General features: G+C 62.3%; 18 protein-coding genes and 1 tRNA gene. 7 read left to right on the forward strand and 12 right to left on the reverse strand.

The window, feature by feature from the left end; genetic code table 11:
- Positions 1-61: 61 nt before the first annotated feature.
- The 5 genes from AB8717_RS13275 to pdxH form a co-directional block, all read right to left on the reverse strand.
- Positions 62-3,046, reverse strand: a complete 2,985-nt coding sequence (locus tag AB8717_RS13275; RefSeq protein ID WP_443747805.1) for a TonB-dependent receptor — start codon at positions 3,044-3,046, stop codon at positions 62-64.
- A 402-nt stretch (positions 3,047-3,448) separates the two neighbouring features.
- Positions 3,449-3,598 carry a hypothetical protein gene (locus tag AB8717_RS13280; protein WP_443747806.1) on the reverse strand — a complete coding sequence of 50 codons (150 nt, stop codon included), beginning with the start codon at positions 3,596-3,598 and terminating at the stop codon, positions 3,449-3,451.
- 86 nt (positions 3,599-3,684) lie between these two features.
- Positions 3,685-4,464 (reverse strand): DUF1499 domain-containing protein, encoded by a 780-nt coding sequence (locus AB8717_RS13285; RefSeq protein ID WP_443747807.1) that lies wholly within the window; start codon positions 4,462-4,464, stop codon positions 3,685-3,687.
- A gap of 176 nt (positions 4,465-4,640) precedes the next feature.
- Complete coding sequence (locus tag AB8717_RS13290) at positions 4,641-6,086, reverse strand: bifunctional aminoglycoside phosphotransferase/ATP-binding protein (RefSeq protein WP_443747808.1); 1,446 nt, start codon at positions 6,084-6,086, stop codon at positions 4,641-4,643.
- Between the two features lie 66 nt (positions 6,087-6,152).
- A complete protein-coding gene (gene pdxH, locus AB8717_RS13295; RefSeq protein WP_443747809.1) occupies positions 6,153-6,815 on the reverse strand; it encodes a pyridoxamine 5'-phosphate oxidase in 663 nt (220 codons plus the stop codon).
- Positions 6,816-6,892: 77 nt separating this feature from the next.
- Between pdxH and AB8717_RS13300 the strand changes: the two genes are divergently transcribed.
- Positions 6,893-7,690, forward strand: coding sequence for a DnaJ C-terminal domain-containing protein (locus AB8717_RS13300; RefSeq protein ID WP_443747810.1), 798 nt, complete (start codon positions 6,893-6,895; stop codon positions 7,688-7,690).
- A gap of 1 nt (position 7,691) precedes the next feature.
- On the forward strand, positions 7,692-8,426 hold the full coding sequence (locus AB8717_RS13305) for a GNAT family N-acetyltransferase (RefSeq protein WP_443747811.1): 735 nt from the start codon (positions 7,692-7,694) through the stop codon (positions 8,424-8,426).
- A 296-nt stretch (positions 8,427-8,722) separates the two neighbouring features.
- On the opposite strand, the gene AB8717_RS13310 is transcribed toward AB8717_RS13305, so the two are convergent.
- The gene (locus tag AB8717_RS13310) at positions 8,723-9,409 is read right to left on the reverse strand and encodes a hypothetical protein (RefSeq protein WP_443747812.1); all 687 of its coding nucleotides are present in this window, start codon (positions 9,407-9,409) and stop codon (positions 8,723-8,725) included.
- A gap of 205 nt (positions 9,410-9,614) precedes the next feature.
- Between AB8717_RS13310 and AB8717_RS13315 the strand changes: the two genes are divergently transcribed.
- Positions 9,615-9,691, forward strand: a tRNA-Lys gene (locus AB8717_RS13315).
- 191 nt (positions 9,692-9,882) lie between these two features.
- On the opposite strand, the gene hspQ is transcribed toward AB8717_RS13315, so the two are convergent.
- Positions 9,883-10,227: a heat shock protein HspQ gene (hspQ, locus tag AB8717_RS13320; protein ID WP_443747813.1), complete on the reverse strand. Its 345-nt coding sequence runs from the start codon at positions 10,225-10,227 to the stop codon at positions 9,883-9,885.
- A gap of 288 nt (positions 10,228-10,515) precedes the next feature.
- Here hspQ and AB8717_RS13325 point away from each other — a divergent pair, with 288 nt between their 5' ends.
- Positions 10,516-11,661 (forward strand): Ppx/GppA phosphatase family protein, encoded by a 1,146-nt coding sequence (locus tag AB8717_RS13325; protein WP_443747814.1) that lies wholly within the window; start codon positions 10,516-10,518, stop codon positions 11,659-11,661.
- On the opposite strand, the gene AB8717_RS13330 is transcribed toward AB8717_RS13325, so the two are convergent.
- The 3 genes from AB8717_RS13330 to coaD form a co-directional block, all read right to left on the reverse strand.
- Positions 11,658-12,866, reverse strand: coding sequence for a hypothetical protein (locus AB8717_RS13330; protein WP_443747815.1), 1,209 nt, complete (start codon positions 12,864-12,866; stop codon positions 11,658-11,660). The genes AB8717_RS13325 and AB8717_RS13330 overlap by 4 nt on opposite strands.
- A gap of 65 nt (positions 12,867-12,931) precedes the next feature.
- A complete protein-coding gene (locus AB8717_RS13335; RefSeq protein WP_443747816.1) occupies positions 12,932-13,852 on the reverse strand; it encodes a peptidylprolyl isomerase in 921 nt (306 codons plus the stop codon).
- Between the two features lie 7 nt (positions 13,853-13,859).
- Positions 13,860-14,378, reverse strand: coding sequence for a pantetheine-phosphate adenylyltransferase (gene coaD, locus AB8717_RS13340; RefSeq protein ID WP_443747817.1), 519 nt, complete (start codon positions 14,376-14,378; stop codon positions 13,860-13,862).
- A 140-nt stretch (positions 14,379-14,518) separates the two neighbouring features.
- Between coaD and AB8717_RS13345 the strand changes: the two genes are divergently transcribed.
- Entirely contained in the window at positions 14,519-15,202 is a 684-nt protein-coding gene (locus AB8717_RS13345; protein ID WP_443747818.1) for a hypothetical protein, read from the forward strand.
- On the opposite strand, the gene queC is transcribed toward AB8717_RS13345, so the two are convergent.
- Positions 15,199-15,948: a 7-cyano-7-deazaguanine synthase QueC gene (gene queC / locus AB8717_RS13350; protein ID WP_443747819.1), complete on the reverse strand. Its 750-nt coding sequence runs from the start codon at positions 15,946-15,948 to the stop codon at positions 15,199-15,201. The two genes, AB8717_RS13345 and queC, sit on opposite strands and share 4 nt — an antisense overlap.
- Before the next feature lie 143 nt (positions 15,949-16,091).
- Between queC and AB8717_RS13355 the strand changes: the two genes are divergently transcribed.
- The gene (locus AB8717_RS13355) at positions 16,092-16,538 is read left to right on the forward strand and encodes a PaaI family thioesterase (RefSeq protein WP_443747820.1); all 447 of its coding nucleotides are present in this window, start codon (positions 16,092-16,094) and stop codon (positions 16,536-16,538) included.
- The gene (locus tag AB8717_RS13360) at positions 16,535-16,981 is read left to right on the forward strand and encodes a PaaI family thioesterase (RefSeq protein WP_443747821.1); all 447 of its coding nucleotides are present in this window, start codon (positions 16,535-16,537) and stop codon (positions 16,979-16,981) included. Before AB8717_RS13355 ends, AB8717_RS13360 begins: the two co-directional genes overlap by 4 nt.
- Here AB8717_RS13360 and AB8717_RS13365 read toward each other — a convergent pair.
- Positions 16,978-18,153, reverse strand: coding sequence for a serine hydrolase domain-containing protein (locus AB8717_RS13365; protein WP_443747822.1), 1,176 nt, complete (start codon positions 18,151-18,153; stop codon positions 16,978-16,980). The two genes, AB8717_RS13360 and AB8717_RS13365, sit on opposite strands and share 4 nt — an antisense overlap.
- Positions 18,154-18,168: the final 15 nt, after the last annotated feature.

Consider the following 18,168-nt stretch of genomic DNA (forward strand, 5'->3'; position numbering starts at 1 on the left):
CAAAAAGAGACGGCGGAAGGTTGCCCTTCCGCCGTCGATACCGTTTGCGAAGTCCGTCCTGTTAGAACGAGTACTTCACGCTCAGTTGCACGTAGCGCGGCTCTTGGTAATAGAGCGGCTTCTTGTAGTTCAGGTTCGGCGTATTCGGACCGCTGATTTCGCCGAATTCGCCGTATTGCGAGACGCCCTGAGCGTCCAGCACGTTGAAGATATCGACGCCCAGGCGGATCTTGCCGAAGGCCACCGGAATGTCGTAACCGGCGCTGACATCCAGGGTATTGATCCAGTCGCCCTTGAACTGCGAACCGCGCGGCGTCAGCTTGCCGTTGCAGTACCAGGCCGTCAGGGTCTTGCTGTCAGCACGATCCGGGTCAGCCGTCGTCGGGTAGTAGCCGATGCAGCCGTAGTGGCGCGGCGAAACCATGCTGTAGTTGAAGCCGAAACGCAACTTGTCGTTCAGATGGTAGGTGCCGTGCGTCTTGAAGACGATGCCGTGGTGGTTCGGCAGCAGGCCGGTCGAACCGTCCATCCAGCCAACCTGGTCGAAGTCCTGCGTCAGGCCGGTGTCGGTCTGGCCGTTGTCGGACTTCACGCCGCCTTCGTCGTTACCGTAGTCGCGCGACAGAACCAGCGAACCGCCGAGGGCCCACTTGCCGTTGTCCGGGCGCTCGAAGTCGAACTCGAGCGACGAGTAGTCGCGCTTTGCCGCCGGCATGCCGACAACCGAATTCGGGATCGTGACCGTCTTGCCGGCCCAGCCGCCACCGAAATCGCTACCCAGGGTGATGACGTAGTCCTTACCCGGATTGTTCAGGACGTAGCCCGAGCTGCCGAAGGTGCCGCAATCGGCGTTGCTGATGCCGAGGTAGCCGCAGACCGGAGTGTTCGAGTAGTCAAGGTCGGTATCTTCCATGACGTTGTTCAGCTTGCGGAACAGGGCATGGACGCCGATGCGCCAACCGTTGTCCAGGCGCTTTTCGTAGCCGAGAACGAACTCGTCTTCCGACTGCGGCTGGATGTTGTGGCTGACCAGGGTGTCCGCGCTCGGAACCTGACCGTCTTCGAGGACGTAGTCGGACGGATCCGGGTTCAGCCAGGTGCCGAGAGTCGGAACCAGGGTGGTCGCGTCGCGGCCGCTGTAGGTGTAGTACTTTTCCGTGAAGGATTCACCGCCGGCCATGCGGAGGTTGGTATTGGCCGCGATCGGCAGGTAGTAGCGGCCGACGAACGCGGTGACCTTGGTCGTCTTGTCGCCAAGCAGGTCATACGAAACGCCGAGGCGCGGCGAAACCAGATTCTCGCTCTTGATAAACGACTTGTTGGCGGCGTTGCGGTTGTCGAACGTATCGTTGCGCAGACCGATGTTCAGGTTGATGCGATCCGTGATCGTCCAGTCGTCTTCGAGGTAAGCCGAGTCGTTGATGACGTTGAACGAACCACCGCCGAAGATCTGGCGAACGCGGACGCAGGTCGAGGTCGTTGCGAAGCCGCCGCAGCTGACCGTCGTATTGCCGGCGGTCGGGTAATAATAGCGGTAGTAGGTGCCACCCGAATACTGCGTCACGTCGACGGCATTCAACTTCTCTTCGTCGGCGCCGATACGCAGGTGGTGACGGCCCGCCAGGTTGAAGTAGAAGTCGGCGTCGACACGCATGTTCTTGCGGTAGTCCTTGCCGGCCTCGACGGTCAGGTTCGGGTTACCGCGAACGACGATACCGTTGTCGTACACAGCGGCGACGTTGTCGACGGTCGAGCTGCTGGTCTGGTTGTACCCCGAGCTGCCGTACATGGCGGTCAGGCTGAACCAGTCGGTGAAGCGGCCGGTATACTTGACGATACGGGTCAGACCGCCCTGGCCGTTAAGGCCGAGGCTGGAGCCGTTGCCCACGATATCGTCGTGGAAATACTGAGTTTCGTTGTCGTCGATATAGGTGAAGTCGACGCGGTGCTGCGGGTTCAGCTGGAAGGTCAGCTTGCCGCCGTAGAACGGATTTTTGTTAACGTAGGTTTCGGTTTCGGTGACATTGCCGGACAGATCGTACTTCTGCAGCGACGTCGTCGTCAGGTCGCGCGGATTGTAGAAGCCGAAGAAGAAGATGTGATCCTTCCAGAGCGGCCCGGACAGCCAGAAGACCGACTCGTTCATATCGCCGCCATTGTAGTTCTGGACGTTCTGCGGCGTGGTACCGTTGTGGTCGTAATAGGCAATGCTGCCCTTGGTTTGCATGCTCTTCGGCGACGAATAGTAGCTGAGGCCGCCGTGGAAGGTGTTCGAGCCCGAACGGCTGGTCGCGATCAGCGCGCCGCCGGTGGCGCGGCCGAATTCAGCGCTGTAGCCGCCGGTCTTGACTTCGATCTGGTCGTAGAAGTCGAACGGAATGGTCGAACCGCCCAGGAAGTTACGGAAGTTCGTAACGTTCATGCCGTCGATGTAATAGATGTTTTCGCCGGGCGAAGCGCCCGAAATCGACGGCTGGCCGACCGGGGGCGTGCCGAAGTTGGCGTTGATCGAGATGCCCGGGACGGTATCGACGACCGACGCCAGATTACGCGCGATCGGGATATTGTCCGCCATGGCCTGGACGTCGACGACCTGGCCGGTGGTGGTGCGGTTGAAATCGATATTGCGGCGGGCCTTGCCGCGGACGATGACTTCGCCGGTCGAAGAGCCGGTCGTGAAATCGTAGTTCGACACCGCACCCAGGGTAACCGTGACGGATTCCGACGCCTTGCCGCCGCTGGCGGTCACGATGTCGACGGTGTAGTGGCCGGGAGGAATCTGGTTCAGGTGGAAGGTACCGTCGGCCGCCGTCTTGGTCGACACGGTGTAGCCGTTCGTCGTGCCGGTAATCGTGACTTTCGCACCGGCCGCAGCCTGGCCGCCGTCCGACTTGACGGTACCCGACAGTGCACCGTTGGTAAGGTCCTGGGCTTCGGCTGCCGTCGGCAGCGAGACTGCGACACCCGCTACCAGCGCGGGGATCGCGAACGACGACAGAAGCGTCGTCGTGGCCAGAAGGCCACTTCGCAAAGTAATCTTTTTCACTCTTGTTCTCCGGGTTACGTAGGGGTGTAGGCGCACCCACCGCAGCATCCAGCATTACACGCTGTTAATAAACTTAAATCCTGCCGTCGCGAATCCGTCAATCACACGACATATTTTTGTCGATATCAATTGAAACGTGTTTCAATTAAGTCACAGCCGAAACCTTTCCCCAAGGGCAAGTATGCGACGACACGCAAATGATTTTCCCAAGGAAAATCAGCCGTTTCCCAAATGGACGGAGCGAGTTTAGCGTAGGGAAATCAATTTATTGTTTACAGGAGCATTCGGCATATCACGGTTCTTTGTTGGGGAATAAATGACCCCAAATGGCCATGTTGTGCCGAAAATCATTCCCCGGCGGGCAGGCCGGGGCCAAAGCCTGAAGCGGCCCGGAGCACTCGTTTAATGCGAAACCTTAATGCGCACGGCCGCCATGGCATGAGTCGGTTCGGGGGTGCACTGGGCGGCTACGATATTGACCACGGTCAGCGCGATCAGGGCGAACACCACGCGTTGGGCACGGCGGGAAACGTAGATGAACGTGGCAGACATTGGGACACCTGTCGTGAGTACGACAGAACCTCAGCAAGGCCCGGGCCAGACGTTAAGAGACGCTTAACCCTGTTGATCGGATCCGCTCAGAGCGCCTTGATCTTGTTGACCAGTGCCGTCACCCGCCGGCAGTTGGCGCCGAGGTCGGGAATATCGGACCGGCTGACCGAACGGATGTCGATCGTCCGCGGATCGATGCGGATGATGACGTCGGAGCGGAAGCCGTAGAAATTGTCCTGATAGGTGCCTTCGACGCGCCAGGGCGCATGGCCGAAGACGATATAGTGCTCCGACTTGAGCAGATTGACGATCTGGTCTTCGGTCACCGCCTTGTTGACGATCGTCTTCGCTCCGGGACAGGTGGCCTCGTTGATATCGGCGACCGTCCGGCCGCCCCACTCCATCGACTCGTTGCGCGGCACCCGTGGCAGATCGTCGACAGCCTTGGCCTCGCGGCCCCGGTCCTCCATCAGCTTGTCGGAAAAGCCGAGCGGACGGTCCCAGTCGGTCGCCACGTCGGCGATCGGCGGAAAAGCCTTGAGCGCCCTTTGATAGGCGTAAAATCCGCCCATCAGGGCCCCGGAAATGACCAGGCCGCCGATGGCCCAGACCAGGGTCCGGCCCGGCGCCTTGAACACGGCGATCAACAGTGACAGCCCGCAGACGACAAGGGCCGCCATGGCGACTTTCGGGCCGTAGCCCAAGGTGAGCGTGCGGAAACCGAAATCCAGACTGACATAGCCGAGATGCGTCGCCATCATGACCAGCAGCATATAAAGCGCGGCCAGCACGGAGGCGATAAAGGCGATATGGGCGAAGGCCAGTCCCTTCTTTGCCTCGTGGCCGTGGGATGAGTGCTCGGTCAAGGTCGGCGAATCCTTCAGTACGGGACGGTTGGCAGCGGGAAAGACGGCAGAATTGGAGCGCGTTTCACGCGCGTCACGGCCATACCTCGCACAGGCGAAAAAGATATGACACTGCGAAATTTTTTCGCCTGCATGCCCGTACCACTCCCTCAACTTTCGCGCGCAAAAGCTCTATTTTAAAGGGCTTTGTCGCCCTTCCCGGCAGGATCGGCCGGCGCGAAGTCATCGCCCTCAATCTGCCACGTAATCGTGGCCGGATCAATCTCGGCCTGTGCACTTGCAACGGAAGCCGTTGCATCTGAAACATCTCCGCTGCGTGCCGCCACCCGGCGGGCGCGCTCTTCGGCCGGAAGGGAAAGCCAGAGCCCGTCGAAGGCCGCGCCCTTCACCGACGCGACCGATTCGGCGGCGGTGCGAAAGCCGGGCTCACGGAAGGTGGCGTCGAAAACGACCGCCTGCCCCGCCCCCAGGACCGTATCGCCCAGCCCGAACATATGCGCATAGGTCCGCCCGGTCTCGGCCGGATCGTAGGCGGCCCTGGGCAAGGGCTCGCGCGACGGGTGACGCCACAGCCGCTTGCGCAATTCGTCGCTGCGCAGGGTCACGGCGCCCGGCGCCCGGCCACGCCCGGGGGCCAGGGCACGCGCCCTTGTGCTTTTCCCGGAACCGGACAGGCCGCCGACCGCCAGTACGCTGGCAGGCACCGGCCTGAGGAATTCCCGGGCGGCCGCCAGGTACATGCGCGCCGTCTCAGGCTCGCCGGCATTGGCGGTGACGTGGCAGCGGACGCCGGCACGAACCGACATATGAAGCGGCAGAAGACTTAAGCCGCCATAGAGGGCGGCTTCGTCGTCGCGGCGCGCCACGCGTTCCAGCCAGGCATTGAGCACCCGGTTGGCGGCCGCCGTGTAGCCCTTCACCCACAGGTCCATCAATAGAAAGGCCAGGTCGTACAGCACGTCGATCTGGCTGAGCTTCTCGTTGAACTCGATGCAGTCGAACAGGACCGGGCGGCCCTTTTCGATAAGGATATTGCCGAGGTGGAGGTCGCCGTGGCAGCGCCGGATAAGGCCCTGGCCGAAGCGGACGCCCACCACCGCCGACTGGCGCGCCAGCTCGGCATAGAGCTCATCATGATAGGCGTCGACCGCCTCGGCTCCCAGAACCGCGCGGACGCGGCCGATATTGGCGTCGTTGGAATCAATGGTGTAGCGAATGTTTTCCGCATGCTGCGGATCGTGGCAGACCTCGGCGCCGGCGTGGAAATCGGCGATCGCCTCGCCCAGATCGTCCATCTGGCCGAGGTCGGGCGTCCAGTCGGAGCGGGCCGCGCTTTCGCCAAGCACGCAGGCGGTATCGAAACGGCGCATGACCAGCACGCTTTCGCCGCCGATCTCGATCACCTCGTCATAGATGTCGGCGGCCGTCCGCTTGTTGTAGCGCAGTTCGGCCTCCAGGGCATGACGGCGCTTGTCCGCATCGGTGAAATCGAGAAAGCCGTAGTCGACGCTCTTCTTCAGTTTAAAGGCCTTGTCGCCCTTGAGCACGACCGTGGCGCAACTGGTTTCGATCACGCGGTCGGCGTCCCGGCGCAGGATATTGAGGGCGTGTTCGAGCGACACGGCGTGATCCGTAATGTATGGAAGATAATCCGGCCTAGGCGGATTTCACGCCGGACGCAACAGGAATCAGGGGAAAAGCTTGCCGCGCGCCCACGGTCCGCGCGCCTCGGGCCGCGTAAACAGGACTCGGTCGTGCAGGCGGAACGGCCGGTCGCGCCAGAATTCGATGCTGACCGGAGCAATCCGGAAGCCGGTCCAGTGCGCCGGCCGTTCGATCCTGCCCAGGCCGAACTTCAGTGTGAATTCGGCGACGCGCTTTTCCAGCGCGAAGCGGTCAGGCAAGGGTTGAGACTGGTCCGACGCCCAGGCCCCTATCTGGCTCTGGCGGGCGCGGCTCTGGAAATAGGCGTCGGCTTCCGCATCGGACACGGTCGTCACTTCGCCCCGGATGCGCACCTGGCGGCGCAGGGACTTCCAGTGGAACAGCAGGGCCGCCTTGCCCGCGGTCAAGAGTTGCCGCCCCTTGGCGCTGTCCGTGTTGGTATAGAAAACGAAACCCGCGTCGTCGAAATCCTTGAGCAGGACCATGCGGACGTCGGGCATGCCATCGGCATCAACGGTTGATACGGCCATGGCATTCGGATCGTTGGGCTCGGCCTTGCGCGCATCCGCCAGCCATTGCCCGAAAAGGGCGAACGGCTCCGAGGCATCGATTTCCGCCTCATGCGCCGCATGCGCCTTTTCGTATTCGGCTTCGGACGGCGACGGCGGGATCAGGGGGCTGGACATGGTTACCGGCTCTTTAAGACTTTGCAAACGCGTCGTCCGCCATAACGGATTTCATACCGTCACGAAAGCAGTGAAACGTGGATACCGATCCTATTTCCGACCTGCCCCTCACCCACCCCGACGCCATGGCGCGCATCGACGCCCTGGCCGAGCTGGGCCTGAACAGCGGCGCCGACGAAGCCGCTATCCGTAATGCCTTTCGCACGCGCCTGAAGGAGGCCCATCCCGACCTCAACGGCGGTACGGACCTGCTGCTGCGGCGGATCATCCTGGCGCGCGACCTGCTCATGTCGGAAAGCCGCCGGACCGCCGAAAAGACGCGGTGGCTGCAGGATTTCGCCGCCAACGACCACGATCGCGACGGGGCGCTCCTGCTCAACATCACCCTGCAACAGGCCATTTACGGCGGCGAAGTCGTCGAAAGCGTGCCGGCTTTGGAAATATCGACGGTCGACGAGCCGCTGACCTCGCTGACCGACATGAAGCGGCTACGCATCCTGCTGCCGGCCGGCCTGCGCGACGGCGACAAGCTGCGTCTGACGGTGTTCGGCGCCGCCCGCCCGGAGCAATTGTTCCGCATCCATGTCGTCACGGAAGCCAACGCGCACATCGACGGCGACGACATCCATGTCACGGCGAATGTCGAGGCCCGCATCTACTTTGCCGGCGGCCGCGCCGTGATTGCGACGCCGCACGGCCCGCGCGAGGTCGATATCGCTCGCGGACAGACCTCGGTCGTCCTCCCGGGCCTGGGGCTGCCGGCGACCGGCCGTTATGGGCGCGGCGACCTGCACCTGACGCTGAAGCCCGCGGGCGCGGCCCGCAAGCCCTGGACCGAGGCACGCGACGAATTCCGCCGCAAATGGGCCTGCTGACATGCTGCCCTTCGAACGCCTTTCACCGTCGCTGAAGCCACGGCAAGACGGGTTCGGCAACGCGATCGGCCAGGCAATCCCCGACTGGCAGGGCTGCCACCGGTTGCCCGACGTGGCCATGACAGGGCGAACCTGCACGCTGCTGCCGTACGGTCCCGCCTTGGCAGACGGCCTGTTCGAGGCCTTCTCGCTCGACGACGGCGGGATGTGGACCTACCTGCCCTATGGCCCATTCGCCTCTGCGGGCGAACTTGCGGACAGTGTCGAAACCTATCAGCGCCACAGGGACTTCCAGACATTTGTTATCGTAAAGAATGAACGGCCGCTGGGGTTCGCCAGCTATATGCGCTACGACTGCCCGAACGGCAGTGTCGAGGTCGGCGGCGTGACCTTTTCTCCGGCGCTAAGGCGCTCGGTTGTTGCGACCGAGGCCATGTACCTGATGATGAAAGCAGCCTTCGACCACGGCTACCGCCGCTACGAATGGAAGTGCGACCAGTTGAACCGCCCCTCCAACCTGGCGGCGCTGCGCCTCGGCTTCCAGTTCGAGGGCGTCTTTCGCAACGCCACGGTCCCCAAGGGGCGGCGCCGCGACACGGCATGGTATTCGGTGATCGTGGAAGACTGGCCTGGTGTCAAGGCGCGGCTCGAAGCCTGGCTCGATCCTGAAAATTTCGACGAAGGCGGCCGGCAAAGGCAAAGCCTCAGCACGCTTCCCCTGTCACAGGCCGGTTGAAGCCTGGGGCGGCGCGGTCCCGCTGTCGGCGGGTTTTGCGTCGTCGGTCGGGGCCGGTTGTTCCGCTGCCGGTTGTTGCTCCACCGGTGCCTCGGGAGACGATGGCGCGGCTGCTGGCGCTTCGGCTGCTGGCTCCGCCGGAACCACCGGCGTTTCGGGCGCCTGCTCAGCTGTGGCTGACGCATCGGGCATGGCTTCCCCCGATGCCGGCGGCGTACCGCCATCGGGCGTTGATTCCGCCGGCGGGACCGGGGACTGGGCCGGCTCCGCAGGCTTATCCGGACCAGCCGCCCCGCCTACGGGTGCTTGCGGCTGGTCTTCCGTTTTTTCCCCGTGGAACCGTCATCGGTATCGTCGACGGGCTTGGGCTTGAACCAGGCCGGCGCCGCGGGGGGCGCACAGTTCTTGTTCATGCCGACGCCCTTCAGGTAGGCCCGGCGAACCTTGCCCGCCTGAATGGCGGCATTGACTTCCTTATCGTGCTGCTCGGCGCCTGTCATCTGGCGCACAAGGCCCCGGAAGGGGATGACGCTGCGGGTGGCGCCGCGCACGGCGCCCACGGCCGCATTGTTGGCCATGCGGCCGCCCTTCTGGCCCATGGTCGACTTGTCGGGCGGCGGGGGCGGCTCATCCAGGTCGGCGCCCAAAACGGTATCGAGCTTGCGCACCTCGTCCGAGATCGCGTCGCAACGATCGAGACCGTTGAGGTCATAGGGGCGCTGCATGGCGTCGAGCAGGATCTGCGGGATACGCACGCGCTTAAGATTGAGGTCCTGCAGGGGCGCGGTGACCGCATCGCCCCAGTCATTATCGGGATCGGCGGAAGAATGCACGACCTGCGACCTGCCGTCGGCGGCGGCCGGTTTCGCGGCACCGTCGGCCGTATCGTATTTCGGAGACGAAGCGCACCCGGCCAGGGTCAGGCCAGCAAACAAGACCAGCGCCGGTAAACGTACAAATCCCCCCAACAGCCTCGGCGTCATGATCCTACCTTCTGGCATCACAGGCCGTCAGCCTACGCATAAGCTTCTGCCCTGCAATCATTTTTGTGTGCCCGTGGGGGCGGTAAAAAAACAATACATAAAAACCCTCCTGTGCGCTTGCGAAAAACGCGACACCCCTCTATGAAGGCCCCTGCGTTTGATCCACCCTTTTGCGGCCGGGGTCAAGTGTGTGGCGTCTTGACGTGAGCCCGTAGCTCAGCCGGCTAGAGCATCTGACTTTTAATCAGAGGGTCCTGGGTTCGAGTCCCAGCGGGCTCACCAAGACGTGAAATTTCTCCAATCATATCAGCTACCTGCAAAAGGTTAGGCACGGCGATAAGGCAGCCGGCCCTGGCCGGCGCCCGGACACGAATCCGTTTAAGGTCTAAATGACGCACCTCTGTGACGCGGATATTTCAGCACCGAAACAGGGGAAGATTCCCAGGATTTGAGATTGCAGGCTTGGACGCCCGTCAGTTCGACAACCGGTTCTTGGGCAGGTAGCGGCCGTTCTCGAAGCGATCGAACAACAGCGACGCCTGGGGATGGCTGAGCGGCTGGCCGGTGTCGTCGACGCAAAGATTGCCCTCGGACGCGTAGGCCACGTAGTGCGTGTCGCCGTTGACCGCCAGCAGGTGATAAAACGGCTGGTCCTTGGACGGCCGCACGCTTTCCGGAATGGCCTGCCACCACTCGTCCGTATTGGCGAATTCGGGGTCGACGTCGAAAACGACGCCGCGGAAGTCGAACAGGTTGTGCCTGACGACCTGGCCGATACCGAACTTTGCAAGCCTGTGTGCGACTCTCTGTTCCGACATGACACGCCTCGAATCCGTACTTCCGGTCGCCATGTCTACCCTTGCCGATCCGGCCTTACAGCCCCCTTCTCCCTTCGGTTGTCGCCGCGCGCCCATTTTCATGAAACGGATGAGGGACAAAAACGCGCGGCGAATCGCGTGCGGCAAATTCCCCGCATACGGACGTTTTCGGTTGGCACGGGCGGCGGCGCGGCCTACAGTATTGGTGAAGTCGTGCACCCGGCGGGCCCTGCCTGCCGCCCGCATCACGCGTGAACCGGTGCACAATAAGATAAAGGGGTATGAGCCATGGGGGCTCCCTCAAATCTCCGCCGGCCGGGCCAGGGCCCGGTGGCGTCGCGCCGACCGGCCGTGGCCGCATCGGCGCGCGATCCGCAGGTGCTCTATGCGGCGCTCGATCTCGGCACCAACAATTGCCGGCTGATGATCGCCACCCTGCACAACTCACAGTTCAAAATCGTCGAAGCCTTTTCACGCATCGTGCGACTGGGCGAAGGCCTGTCCCTGTCGGGCAAGCTGGCCGACCGGGCCATGGAACGCGCCCTGCGCGCGCTCAAGATCTGCGCCGAAAAGATCGAGAAGCGCGGAGCGGTGCGCATCCGCGCCGTGGCGACCCAGGCCTGCCGCATCGCCAGGAACGGCCGCGACTTCGTCGCCCGGGTCGAACGCGAGACAGGGCTGCGCCTGACCATCATCTCCCCTGAAGAAGAAGCCCGCCTGTCGGTCATGGGCTGCGCCTCCCTGCTGGACGGCACGGGTCTCGATCCCCGTCCGCGCGCGGCCCTGGTCATGGATGTCGGCGGCGGTTCCACCGAGCTTTCCTGGGTCGAGCTCACCGCCGGCGGAAAGCGCGGCCAGCCGCTCAATGCCTCGGGCCAGATGCCGAAGCCCCGTTACTGGATTTCGCTGCCGGTCGGCGTCGTCACCCTGGCCGAGCGCTTTCCGGAACCCGACAGCGGCGGCACGCGCGACTGGTTCGACGGCATGGTGACCGACGTCGCCGATCGCCTGCGTGCCTTTACCGACGCCGACTCCTTGCGCGATGCCTTCGACAGCGGCGAGGCCTATATCGTCGGGACCTCCGGCGCGATCACCTCGCTGGCCGGCATGCATCTCGGCCTCGAACGCTACGACCGCTCCCGGGTCGACGGATTGTGGATGGAAGACAGCCATTGCAAGGACGTCATCCAGCGTCTGCTCGACCTCGGCCGCGAAGGCCGGGAGCAGCAGCCGTGCATCGGCCGCGACCGCGCCGATCTGGTGCTGGCGGGCGCCGCCATCCTGGAAGCCGTACAGATCCTGTGGCCTTGCCAGCGCCTGCGCGTCGCCGACCGCGGTCTGCGCGAAGGCCTGCTGCTGTCGATGGCGCGCAAGAAGCCGCGCCGCCGCCGGGGGCGCGGGCGAACGCGCGCTCCCCAGGCCGCTACGGCTTAAGCCGCGGAAGGCTCGGTCTCGGGCTTTCCATTTGTCAGGCGATGGATAAGCGCGATCAGGCCGGTGACGCCGGTCAGGCAACCGAACAAAAGCATGTCCATGGGCGTGCGGTGCCAGGTCGCGTCGCCGCGAATATTGGCGACGATGCCGTAGCCCAGCCACAGCACGAAGATCCAGGACAGCACGAAGGCTGCCAGCTTGCCGCCGATACGGTGCACGACCGTCATCAGCAAGGCGGCGAACGGCACGATCAGCACCATGTCGTAGTCGAGCAGGCGCGGCGTCATCAGCGGCACCAGCCCTACGCCCAGCACAAGACGCTCATCCGGGTCGAGCCTGCCCCATTGCGCGATGGCCATGCCGGCCAGGGTCATGACCGCCATGAACCCCACCGCCAGTTCGACATTGAGCTGGGACGAACCCGGCACGTGGAAGACGAAGTTGGTCAGTTCGAACCAGCCCATGCCGACCTGGCGCGCCAGCGTCACCGAATGCAGCGTTCTCTGCCAGGCCTTGCCGAAATGGCCGTCGGTCAGAATCATCAGGTATACGACCCCGACGCCGAGGACCGCCCGCCAGGCAAAGGCCAATACGCGCCGCCACAGCGCCACGTCGTCGAGCATGAAGATGACGAAATAGGCCAGGAAGGTCGGTTTGACGCAGGCGCAGGCCAGGACCATCGCCGTGAACGGCCATCGGCTCTTCGGAAAGAAGAACAGGCTGGCCAGCACCATGGCGTGCATGACCAGGCCGACATTGGCGCAGACGAAGGTCATGGAGGTCAGAGCCGAAAACGCCAGGAAGCGATAGCGGTAATCGATGTCCTGAAAACGCTTGCCCAGGGCGAACCACAGGAGGAACAGCGTGGCCGGCGCCAGCAGGACGGCGACGAACAGCCAGCGCGTGCCCGCCACGCCCAGGGCTTTGAGGAAAGGCATGAACAGGTAGGCGACCTGCGGCGCGTAGACATAGGCCGCCGGCCGGATATCGCCGCAGGGGCGCGGGTGGATGGCGTAGGGCGAATGGTTGCTGGCCAGGGTCTTGGCGCCGCACAGCACGGCGTCGATATCCATCAGCATCCAGTGATGACGCGTGATCATCACATAGAGGCCGGCGACCACCGGGTAGACGCAGAATGCGATGAAAAGGCAGCAGCCCAGGACCGGAATCCGGGTCAGCCGCCGCAATACGGACAGTGCGTCCATTCAGTTGCCCCAGCCAGAAAGGTACACAAACAAAAAGGACGCCCACATGGGCGTCCGTCAAGCGCTTATTCCGGGCCCGCGCCGGCCGGCGGCGTCGGCGAAGCCAGGCCTTGGGTGATCAGCGGCGTCGGCGCCGCCTCCGGCTTGTCCTCGACACCGGCGATCTTGACCGGCAGCTTGATGTCGCAGGGGGTGATGTCCGGGCCCTTGCTCTTCTTCATCTGGTCGACCAGCGCCTGGAATTGCGGCGAGCGCGTATCCATGACCTGGACCTTGGGCCGGTCGGCCGGCGCCATGTCGGCCAGCACCTGGACTTTCAACATCTTGTCGGGATTGACCGGCGGTTCGCCGATCTTGATCTTGCGCACGACCTCGCCGCCCGAGATCACCACGCCGAAGGCCGTGTAGTGGGCTTCCAGCGTAGCATTGGTGCCGCGCATCAGGAAGAACTGGCTGTTGCCCGAATTGGGATCGAAGCTGTGGGCCATGCCCAGCACACCCTGGCAGTACAGGCCCCAGGCCGCGGTCTTGCCGTCGGCGGTGATCGCCGACATTTCGCTGACCTGCGACTGAACCGGCATGGCGCCCATGAAACCGGTCACGGCGCCGGCGGGGCGGCCGACGACGGCCAGCGGGAAGGAGGCGTCCTTGCGGATGGTGAATTCAGCCTTCAGGTCGGGCAGGGTCGAGCCGCCCTCGCCCGTGCCCTTGGGATCACCGGTCTGGTCCATGAAGTCTTCGATGACACGATGGAAGATCAGGCCGTCATAGAAGTGCTGGCGCGTCAGGGTGATCAGGCGCTCGACATGAGCCGGCGCCAGCTGCGGATACATCTCGACGATGACGCGGCCCTTGTTGGTGTCGATGACCAGGGTATGGTCCGCGTCCGGCTCGCGATAGCCAGGATCGACCGCGAACGCCGATGTGGACATCATCAAAGCCGCCAGGGCCCCGGCGATGGCGGCTTTTGTTTTCACCCCTGACATATGTGTCCTATTCCTTCATCTTAACCTTGGCCAGCAAGCGATCCGCTACGCTGGGCGCCACAAACGGCGCGATGTTGCCGCCCAATTGGGCTATTTCTTTGACCAATCGTGATGCAATTGCCTGATGGCGCGGATCGGCCATCAGAAAAACCGTTTCGATATCACGATTAAGCTGCTGGTTCATCGCTGTCATCTGAAATTCGTACTCGAAGTCGGCGACGGCGCGCAAACCGCGGATAATGACCGACGCGCCGACCTCCTGGGCGAACTGGATCAGCAGGCTTTCGAACGGCAGGACTTCGACCTTGTCGCCATGGACGGCGATCTGCTCGCGGATCAGCTCGACGCGTTCGTCCAGGCTGAACATCGGCCCCTTGCCGATATTGCGCGCCACCCCGATGACCAGCTTGTCGACCAGCTTGACCGCACGGCCGATAATGTCTGCGTGGCCGTTGGTGATGGGGTCGAACGTGCCCGGATAGAGCCCAATTCTGTATGCGGCTGCCGCCCGATCCTGACCCGCCATTCAGCGCCCTCCTGATGCGATCTGCGCTGATTAGCAGGTTTCTCGATCATGTGAAACGGTTGACGCCACAACGCATGCTATTCTTGTTTAGAATCAAATTTCTCCCGCAAAATATACGGCTGAAAGCGTCGAAAAATATTATGGTAAACAAAACTCACAATCGTCAACGTTTATCGGAGTTTCAGGCTCAGACTGCACTTGATCATTCGCTCGACACATTGAAAGTGTTAACGGAAGCATTTGATTCCGGACGATATGGTGTGGCATTTTCAATGGCAAACGAGATCGTGAAAATCGTTTCCGGCAATGAATTTTGTACTAAGCACCGTGGGGCAAAAAATTTTAAGGTTCCCAATTTACCGATATTAGAAAATAATTTAGCACCACAGACAAGGATAATATTGACGCGAATCCATAATATGGAAGAGCAATATGGAATGTTTTTACCCTTATTTTTACCCGAAAATCTACCAACTACAGTTTTAAAATTTCGCGAATGGTGGAATAGAGATCCTATTTATATTTCAAAGCCAAATATAAAAACTGGTGAGAGGAAAAATTTAACTAGAAGACAATTTATAACGGACGTAAGAAACACTCGAGGATCACATTTTGATTTAAATGAACATGAAGAAATTGAATTACTTCAAAGTGTTGAATCAGTTGGAGTTTATTTCATTGCCGAACGCCCCGACGGCAACGATCTATCGACGGAAGACGGTTCTTTGGAAATCAGAATATCACCGGCCGCAGCAATGATGCGCCAAATATCGTTCGAGCTTTTAAATGCATACGGCATTAAAGACGATGGAATGCAGTACTAACTTTTTTCCGCCGGCTGGCGCTGTTTCATTTCGAGAAAATGCTCGAAGCCGGTTTTGCGCAGCGCGCAGGCCGGGCATTCGCCGCAGCCGTGGCCCCAGGGATGGCGATTGCCGCGTTCGCCCAGGTAACAGGTATGGGTTTCCTCAAGGATCAGATCGATCAGGTCCTGTCCGCCCAGGTCGTCGGCCATGGCCCAGGTCTGGGCCTTGTCGATATACATCAAGGGCGTGTCGATGACGAACGGGCGTTCGACGCCCAGGCGCAGGGTCTGCTCCATCGACTTCAGCGTATCGTTGCGGCAGTCGGGATAGCCGGAAAAGTCGGTTTCGCACATGCCGCCGACCAGGTGGTCGATGCCGCGGCGGTCGGCGACGGCAGCAGCGTAGACGAAGAAAACGAGATTGCGGCCCGGCACGAAGGACGACGGCAGGCCGCGCTCGGTCATGACAATGGCGGTTTCGCGCGTCAGGGCCGATTCGGCGACGGCGCCGAAGCCGCGCATGTCGCAAACATGGTCTTCGCCCAGCTTCGTCCTGGCCGGCGCATAGACGTCACGGAAGCGGTCGAGCACCGTCATGCGCGCCTGCATCTCGATGGCATGTCTTTGACCATAGTCGAAGCCGACCGTCTCGACGCGGTCGAACTGCGTCAGCGCCCAGGCGAGGCATGTCGCGGAATCCTGTCCGCCCGAAAACAGGACAAGCGCGGAACGGGCGGCGGGAACATGGTCCAGGGACGCGGACATGGGAATGGCCTTACAAGCAAAAGAAACGATCCTCTGTAAAAAGGCGCTTCCCGCCGCTTTGGCAAGTTTTTTATGCGCGATATATTTGACGCGAACGTAAAGATCGCCCAAAATCGCCGCGAGCGACTAAAGGGACCACCGCCATGGACAAGCCAGCCTTTTCCGCCATGTTCGGCACCATCGTCGAAAACACCCCCTACATGAAGGCCATCGGCGTCAGTTTCGACGGCGCCGATGCGGACGGCGTCACCCTGCGCCTGCCGTGGCGCGAGGATCTGGTCGGCGATGTCGAAACCGGCATCATTGCGTCGGGCGTCGTCACCGCCCTGCTCGACAATGGCTGCGGCATGGCTGTTTGGGACCTGGTCAACGAATTCAAGCCGATCGCCACGCTCGACCTGCGCATCGACTATATGCGCGCGGCGGTGCCGCACCGCGACCTGCTGGTAACGGCCAAATGCTACAAGCTGACGCGGTCGATCGGTTTCGTGCGCGGCTTCGCCTACGAAGACAGTCCGGACGATCCGGTGGCGGCCGCGCAGTCGGCCTTTATCATCGCCTCGCCCAGCCTGAAGGCCTCCGCCCAATGACCCAGGACATCGAACCCGCACCGCTCCATCCCATCGCGCCCGCCAGCCCGGACGCCGTGTTGCACGACATGCCGTTCGCACGTTTCCTAGGCGTGAAGCTGGCCCTGGCTGGCGACGAGCTGACCGCCCACCTGCCCTATGCCCCGCACCTGATCGGCAATCCGATGATCCCGGCGCTGCACGGCGGCGTCATCGGCGCCTTCATGGAGATCACCGCCATGGCGCAACTGGCGCTGAGCGAAAAGATCGGCCATTTGCCGAAGCCGATCGATGTCAGCGTGCAGTACCTGCGCTCCGGCAAGCCGGTCGAAACCTTCGCCCGCGCCATCGTCAACCGCGTCGGGAAAACCGTGGCCAATGTCGAGGTCCAGGCCTGGCAGGACCTGCGCGGCGAGCCGATCGCGACGCTTCAGGCGCATTTCCTTGTGGCATCGCGGGATTAAGACGTGCCGGCCCTATCGCCGTATTCCCAGTCGTAGGGCACGCCGGTGTCGCCGAGCACGAATTTGACCAGGTCGGCGAAACCCGCTTCGGAGCGGACATCGTTCGACAGGATCAATACGCAACGTTGACTCGTCTCCAGGCAGACCAGGGTATTGGCGGTCTGGCCGTCGTGGCCGCCCTTGAAGAAGCCGTGGCCTTGCGGCCCGTCGAACACGACGACGCCCAGGCCGGCGGCCAGATCCTTGCGTTGTTGTTCGGGCGGCAGTTCGGCCTGGAAGGATGGAAACTGCGTACGCGTCGTGATGTGCAGTTGCGGTTTCGTCATCTCGGCGCGGGACTTGGGTGTAAGGCCCTGCCCTGAAACAAGGGCCGCGGCGAACTTCGATAAATCGTTGATCGTCGTGTCCATCGAGCCGGCAGCGCGGACCTTGGAACGTTCATCGTGGTCCTGCGGCTCGCCCTTGTCATTCCAGCCATCGGCCAGGTTCGGGCGGAAGTCGGCCCGCCACATCAGCGAGGTGCGCGTCATGCCGAGCGGCGTGAACACCGTGTTCTGCGCCAGCTGGCCGACATCGATGCCCAGCCCCTTGTCCTTGCGGCCCTGGTCGATGGCGAATTGTAGCAGGATCATGCCCTCGCCCGCATAGGCGTAACGCGTGCCGGGCGTGAAGTGGATGTGCAGTTTCTGGTCGGGCTCGATCCACCAGAAATTGGCGAAGCCGGTCGAATGGGTCAGCACCATGCGCGGCGTGATCGTCTTCCAGCGCTCGTCACCGGCCAGGTCTTTGTAGGGGCCGTATTTGTCGGGATAGATGGCGTTGGTGTCGTATTCGACCAGCGGCCTGTCGAGGTCGTCCTTGATCGGCGTATCAAGATTGATTTTGCCCTGGTCGACCAGGTGCAGGACCGTATAGGCGAACACGGTCTTCGTCAGGGAGGCGCCATACATGACCGTGTCTGTGGTCAGCGGATCGCCCTTGGCGTCGCGGATACCGTAGGCCTGAACATAGGCGACCTTGCCCTTGTCGATGACGGCTATGGCCATGCCGTTGGCGTGCGTCCCGGCCATCAGGGCCGCGACCCGCGCGTCTATCGCCGCCGGTTTCGGAAGGGGCGCCGCCAGGGACGCGGCGGGAACAAGAGCCAGACTCAACGCAAGCGCACGCAACATGCCGACCTCCATCGC

This window comes from Asticcacaulis solisilvae, from assembly GCF_052327315.1.
GTDB lineage: Bacteria > Pseudomonadota > Alphaproteobacteria > Caulobacterales > Caulobacteraceae > Asticcacaulis > Asticcacaulis solisilvae_B.